A 6,276-nucleotide genomic window follows, 5' to 3' on the forward strand; every position below is an offset into this window, starting at 1 on the left:
ATCCTGAGAAAAGAAGGGTTGCGCGTTCGGCGGGTAGATTCAGTGCGCGGCGCGCTGCGTTGCATGTGCGCCGGGCGGATGATCCGCGCGGCGGTTGCGGGTGAAGAAGGCCGCCGCGGCCGCGATCAGCGACGCGACGCCGAGCGCATACAGACCGCCCGATACCGAGCCCGTGTGTTGCTGGAGATAACCGAAGGTCGCCGGCGCGAAGAAACCGCCGAGATTGCCGACCGAATTGATCAGCGCGATCACGCCCGCCGCAACGCGCGCATCGAGGTAGCCCTGCGGGATCGGCCAGAACAGCGACGAAGCGGCCTTGAAGCCAATCGCCGAGAAACAGATGGCGACGAACGACAGCACCGCGTTGCCGGTCGTCGACGCGAACAGGCCGCAGGCCGCGATCACGAGCGCTGTCGCGAGCCACGCCTGCTGGAAGCGCCAGCGCGCGGACAGCAGCGCGAAGCAGTACATCGCGATCATCGCGATGAGCCACGGAATCGCGTTGAACAGTCCCACCTGGAAGTCGCTCAGGCCGCCCATCTTGCGGATGATCGTCGGCAGCCAGAAGGTCGCGGCGTAGATCGTCAGCTGGATCGCGAAGTAGAGGATGCAGAACAGCAGGATCTGCGGATCCTTCAGCAGCTTGATGGCGGGCACGTGCGCGCCGGTCACGGCCTCACGCGCGGCCTGCTCGGCGGTGAGGGTCCGTTGCAGCGCGCGCTGCTCGTCGGCGCTGAGCCAGTGCGCGTCGCTGATGCGCGATTTCAGCAGCATCCAGCTCACGCCGCACAGGAAGATGGAGAACGCGCCTTCGATCAGGAACATCCACTGCCAGCCGTGCAGGCCGAGACCGCGAATCGACAGCAGTCCGCCCGTCACCGGTCCCGACAGGATCGAAGCGAATGCCGAGCCGCCCAGGAAGATGGCGATGGCCTTGCCGCGTTCCTTCTGCGGCAGCCACTGCGTGAAGTAGTACACGACGCCCGGGAAGAAGCCGGCTTCCGCGATGCCCAGCAGGAAGCGCAGCACGTAGAACGAGGTGTCGTTCCAGACGAAGGCCATCGCGCCCGCGACGATTCCCCACGTGCCCATGATGCGGGTGAGCCACGCGCGCGCGCCGTACTTCTGCATCAGGACGTTGGACGGCACCTCGAACAGCGCATAGCCGACGAAGAACAGGCCGCTGCCGAGGCCGTAGGCGGCCGCGCCGATGCCCAGGTCGGTCTGCAGGTGCGAACTGACGAAGCCGACGTTCACGCGGTCGATGTAGTTCGCGATGAACATGATGAGGAACAGGGGCAGAACGTGGCGCTTGACCTTGGAACTGGCCGATTCGAGGGCCGCGTCGGGACTGGCGAAGTCGGTGTTCAACGGAATGTCTCCTGATCGCACCACGTGGTACGTTGTCTGATGACATTTTATGATCGGCGCCCCCGTGACGCTAGCGCGCGTTTACCCGACACCCCATAACATTCTGTTTTATAACGGTTTTAAGCCTTCTTGCGTGCCCGTTATCAGTAGAATTGGTTGCGCAAGCTAAGACGTCCGATGACTTAATCACCGCGTCAAGGGAGCCGTCAGAAACGACACTGCCGGCCCAAGGCCGGCAGTGTCGATGATGCGAAGGAAGAGACGACGCTTACTTCTCGCCCTGCCCGATCTCATGATTTGCCATGATTTCCAGCGCGCGCACCATGCCCGAGTGATCCCATGCCTTGCCGCCATGCGCCGCGCACGCGTTGAACAGCTGCAGGCACGTCGACGTGTTCGGCAGCGCGACGCCGAGCGACTGCGCAGTGGAAAGCGCCAGGTTCAAATCCTTCTGATGCAGTTCGATCCGGAAGCCCGGATTGAACGTGCGCTTGGTCATGCGTTCGCCGTGGACTTCGAGAATGCGCGACGACGCGAAGCCGCCCATCAGCGCGGTGCGGACCTTCTCGGCATCGACGCCGGCCTTCGACGCCAGCAGCAGCGCCTCGCCCACCGCCTCGATGGTCGCCGCGACGATCACCTGGTTCGCGACCTTGCAGACCTGCCCGGCACCGACCTCGCCGATCAGCGAGACGTTCTTGCCCATCATGTCGAACAGCGGCTTGACCTTGTCGAACGTGCCCTGCGCGCCGCCGACCATGATCGTCAGCGACGCCGCCTTGGCGCCGACTTCGCCGCCGGAGACGGGCGCATCGAGATAATCGGCGCCCTTCTCGCGCACCTTCGCCGCGAATTCGCGCGTGGCGATGGGCGAGATCGAGCTCATGTCGACGACGATCTGCCCGGCCTTCAGTTTCCCTGCGACGCCGTTCTCGCCGAACAGCACTTTTTCGACGTCAGGCGTATCCGGCACCATGATGAAGATGACATCGGCCTGCGCGGCCACTGCGGCGGGCGAATCGCACGCGCTGGCGCCCGCCTGGGTCAGGTCGGCGGGCACGCCGCTGCGCGTGTAGGCCGCGAGCGCCACGCCGTTCTTGAGAAGGTTGGCCGCCATGGGATTGCCCATGATGCCCAGTCCGATAAAGCCTGCCTTTTGCATGTATCGCTCCTTGATGTCGATGCTTCGATGCCGGTTCGCCGAACCTGCTGCTCACTCGGCTAACTCAGCTCATTCGGGAATGAAGTGTTTGCGCACGCCCTGCGCGGCGTTCCTGAGCAGACCCAGATCGGCGCACACGGCGACGAGCGTGCTGCCCATCGCGAGGTAGCGCTCGGCCTCTTCGCGGACGGGCGTCAGGATGCCGCTCGGCTTGCCCGCGGCGCGCGCGCGTTCGAATACGTGTGCGATGGCCGCCTGCACGTCGGGATGATTCGGGTTGCCGAGATGACCGTAGGACGCCGCGAGATCCGACGGGCCGACGAACAGCGCATCCACGCCCTCGACCGCGGCGATCTCGTCGATTGCCGCCACCGCCGTGCGGCTCTCGATCTGCACCGCGACGCACATGTTGTCGTTCGCCTGCTCGAAGTAGTCCGGCACCGTGCCGTAGCGGTTGCCCCGATGCCCGACCGATACGCCGCGCACCCCTTGCGGAGGATAACGCGTTGCGGCCACGGCGCGCTGCGCGTCGGCGGCGCTGTCGACGAAGGGGATCAGGAAATTGACCACGCCGATGTCCAGCAGCTTCTTGATGGCGATGGCATCGTTGGCCTGCGGCCGCACCACGGGCGCACTGATGCTGTCCTTCAGCGCCATGAGCTGCGGGATCAGCGTGAGCGGGTCGTTGGGGGTGTGTTCGGCGTCGAGCAGCATCCAGTCGAAGCCCACCACGCCGATGAGTTCCGTGGCAATGGGACTGGCCAGCGACATCCAGCAGCCGATCAGCCGCTTGCGCTCGCGCACGGAAGTCCGGAAGGCGTTGGGCAGGGCCTGGTAGGGCGAGGATGACGACATTGATGCCTCCTGTGACGGCAGCGACACGATAGGAAACCGGTACGTCTGAATGGCAATGTCATCAGACGTCTTAACACAGAGTACCGTTTAAGCTTGCCCCTGTGACAGGCATGTAAACCCTAACCACCTATTTCCATAAGGCTTAATGGCGTAACCATGTGATCTTTCAATTGTACGATGTCTAATAACATGCAAGCTCAAGGCAGTCTGCCGCCGCTGGTTTGACCAACCTGCTGTCACGCGGGATGATGCGTTGTCGGACATCTCTGGATGCCTGCTCCCGTGCGGCTCGTCGTCGATGAGCGTCGTCTTGCCGCCAGCCGCTTGCGGATGTCCGACCACGCATCCACTCCCTGTTTCCAACCGCGAATCGCCATGCCCAGTCTCACCGATAAAGTCGTCTCCACCCTGTTCGAGGATATCGAGCGCGGCGTCCTGCGCCCTGGCGACAAGATTCCCACTGAAGTCGCGCTGATGAAACAGCTGTCGGTGAGCCGCTCGGTCGTTCGGGAAGCGGTGTCGCGCTTGCAGGCGGCGAATGTCGTCGAGACGCGCCATGGCATCGGCACCTTCATCCGAGCACCTGAGGAACGCGAGGCGATGCGCCTGAAGGACGCGGACCTGTCGAGCCTGCTCGACATCATGGCGATCATCGAATTCCGCATCGATCTGGAAGGCGCGGCGGCAGCGCTCGCCGCAGGCCGGCGCACCGAAACTCATCTGAAGCAGATTTCAGCCGCGCTCGGGCAATTCGAGGCGCAACTGGCGAGCGGCAGCACCGATGTCCTTCAGCACGACGTCGAGTTTCACTTGCAGATTGCACGGGCGAGCGGCAACCGCTACTTCCACGACGTGCTGAGCCAGATGGGACGCGGCGTGAGTCCGCGCACGCGTCTGGGAAAGGCGGAGATTGCGGAACTGGATCAGATCGAACATTTGCGTCATGTGCTTGCCGAGCACAAGGCGATCTACCAGGCGATCGTGCGACAAGACGCCGAGGATGCGCGCGCCGCGATGCGCATGCATCTGAGCAACAGCCGTGAACGCCTGAGACAGGTGCATGGTGCGGCGTGAAGGCCGCGCCTGTTTTGAGCAGCGCCCTCTGCTTCTCTAAGTAAACAGAAGAACGTGTATGTATACGTGGTAGTAGTTAACAAGCCCCGCGCATTTCCGTGGACAACTCTCGCCGGCCGTTTCGCGTCAGTGACTTAGCAAGTAAACAACTTCGGTATATCGCGGCCGGTTGCGGCGTGAACCCGGAACAACTTTCGGCTCGCCCGCGTTTACGCCGAGTTGTTCAGAATCCGCAAACAGTCAGTGCCATGACGTTTCAACAAGTTTGTCCACAGGTGCGGCATCCGGCGCCCGGCGGCGCCAGATGCCCGATAAAGCCATCTATGCCGTCGTCGATCAGTCGACGGATGCGTCGCAGGTCTGTTTGAACGACGCCGCTTTTGCGGGCCGCTCGAGCGAGGCGAGCCGTTGCAGGATGACGAGGCCCAGCACGGCAAGCCCGAGTCCCAGCGTGAAGTCGGCCTGCACGCCGGCGCGATCGACGAGCGCGCCGCCCACCGCCGAGCCCGCGGCGATAGCCACCTGAATGATGCTCACGAACATCGCCGAGCCGGCTTCGGGCAGGTCCGCGGTGCCGCGCTGGATCCAGACGCTGAAACACAACGGCAGCGCGCCGAAGGCGACGCCCCACAAAAGCATCCCCGCCGTCTCGCCGATGAGCGAGTGTTCGAGCAGCAGCATCGACGACATGGCGCCAAGCAGCAGCAGGACCATCACGGCGACCGACTTCTTGAGGTGATTCGAGACCGCCATCGACATTAGCGCATTGGAGAAGAAGCCGATCAGCCCGAAGCCGAACAGCAGCAGCGTGATCGCGCTGAGCGAGAAGTCCTGTTCGAGCAGCGGTGCGATGTAGGTATAGGTCGAGAAGTGCGCGCCGAATACGAGCGCGACCATCAGCATGCTCAGACGCGTATGCGGGCGTGAGAGCAGCGTCCTGAAGTCGGCGACGCGCAGCGCCGATGCCGACGGCAGCGCAGGCACCAGCAGCGCCTGCGCGAGCAGCGCCACCGCGACCAGGCCGGCGGTGGCTGCGAACGACATGCGCCACGAGGCAAACGACGCGATGAAGGTTCCGAGCGGCACGCCGATGACCGTCGCGCAGGTCACGCCGGTCAGGATGATGGCCGTGGCCCTGGCTGCGTCCCGGCCTTGCACGAGTCGTGGCGCGGCCGCCGTCGCGAGTGTCCAGAAGCCGCCCAGCGCGGCGCCAAGCAGCGCGCGCCCGGCGAGCATCAGCGCGAAGTTCGTGGCCATCGCGCACACGATGTTGGACAGCAGCAGCACCGCGGTGAGCAGCAGGAACACGTAGCGGCGGTCCATGCGGCCGGCGCTGACGATGAGCGTCGGCGCGAAGATCGCGGCCATTACGCCGGGTGTCGTGATCATCAGGCCCGCGACGCCGGGCGACACGCCGAGATCCTGTGCGATCTGCGGCAGCAGGCCCACCGGCAGAAATTCGCCGGTGACGAAGGCGAACGCGCTGACCGCGACGGCCAGCACGGCGAGCCATTGACGCAGCGTCGTCGAGCCTCCTTCGGAAGAGTTTGAAACAGCGGGTGGTTCGATTTGCATGAGGACACCAATGCCAGATTGAAGTCGGACACTTTAGGCGCGGTACGGCGCGGGAAAAAGCATCGAAGCTTGAACAGAGATACCGGCGCGGCTGAACAATGCCGGCGCGAAGGGAAGAAAACAGAATGCGGGCGTGGGGGGGGGGGGGGGGGGGGGGGGGGGGGGGGGGGGGGGGGGGGGGGGGGGGGGGGGGCCGGGGGGGGGGGGGGGCGGCGGGCGGCCGGGGGGGGGGGGGGGGG

Annotated in this window: 5 protein-coding genes; 1 reads left to right on the forward strand and 4 read right to left on the reverse strand. The window is 64.6% G+C overall.

Annotation, left to right across the window (positions count from 1 at the left end):
• Positions 1 to 39 precede the first annotated feature (39 nt).
• The 3 genes from QCE69_RS14025 to garL form a co-directional block, all read right to left on the reverse strand.
• Entirely contained in the window at positions 40 to 1,284 is a 1,245-nt protein-coding gene (locus QCE69_RS14025) for an MFS transporter (RefSeq protein ID WP_309919861.1), read from the reverse strand.
• Positions 1,285 to 1,639: 355 nt separating this feature from the next.
• Positions 1,640 to 2,554 (reverse strand): 2-hydroxy-3-oxopropionate reductase, encoded by a 915-nt coding sequence (locus tag QCE69_RS14030; protein ID WP_309919864.1) that lies wholly within the window; start codon positions 2,552 to 2,554, stop codon positions 1,640 to 1,642.
• A gap of 48 nt (positions 2,555 to 2,602) precedes the next feature.
• On the reverse strand, positions 2,603 to 3,388 hold the full coding sequence (garL, locus tag QCE69_RS14035) for a 2-dehydro-3-deoxyglucarate aldolase (protein WP_309918978.1): 786 nt from the start codon (positions 3,386 to 3,388) through the stop codon (positions 2,603 to 2,605).
• 375 nt (positions 3,389 to 3,763) lie between these two features.
• Here garL and QCE69_RS14040 point away from each other — a divergent pair, with 375 nt between their 5' ends.
• Entirely contained in the window at positions 3,764 to 4,462 is a 699-nt protein-coding gene (locus QCE69_RS14040; protein WP_309931205.1) for a FadR/GntR family transcriptional regulator, read from the forward strand.
• A gap of 336 nt (positions 4,463 to 4,798) precedes the next feature.
• Here the strand turns inward: QCE69_RS14040 and QCE69_RS14045 are convergent, their stop codons facing one another.
• Positions 4,799 to 6,037, reverse strand: coding sequence for an MFS transporter (locus tag QCE69_RS14045; protein WP_309931207.1), 1,239 nt, complete (start codon positions 6,035 to 6,037; stop codon positions 4,799 to 4,801).
• Positions 6,038 to 6,276 lie beyond the last annotated feature (239 nt).

The sequence above is a fragment of the Caballeronia sp. LZ032 genome, from assembly GCF_031451315.1.
In the GTDB taxonomy this organism is placed as follows: Bacteria; Pseudomonadota; Gammaproteobacteria; order Burkholderiales; family Burkholderiaceae; genus Caballeronia.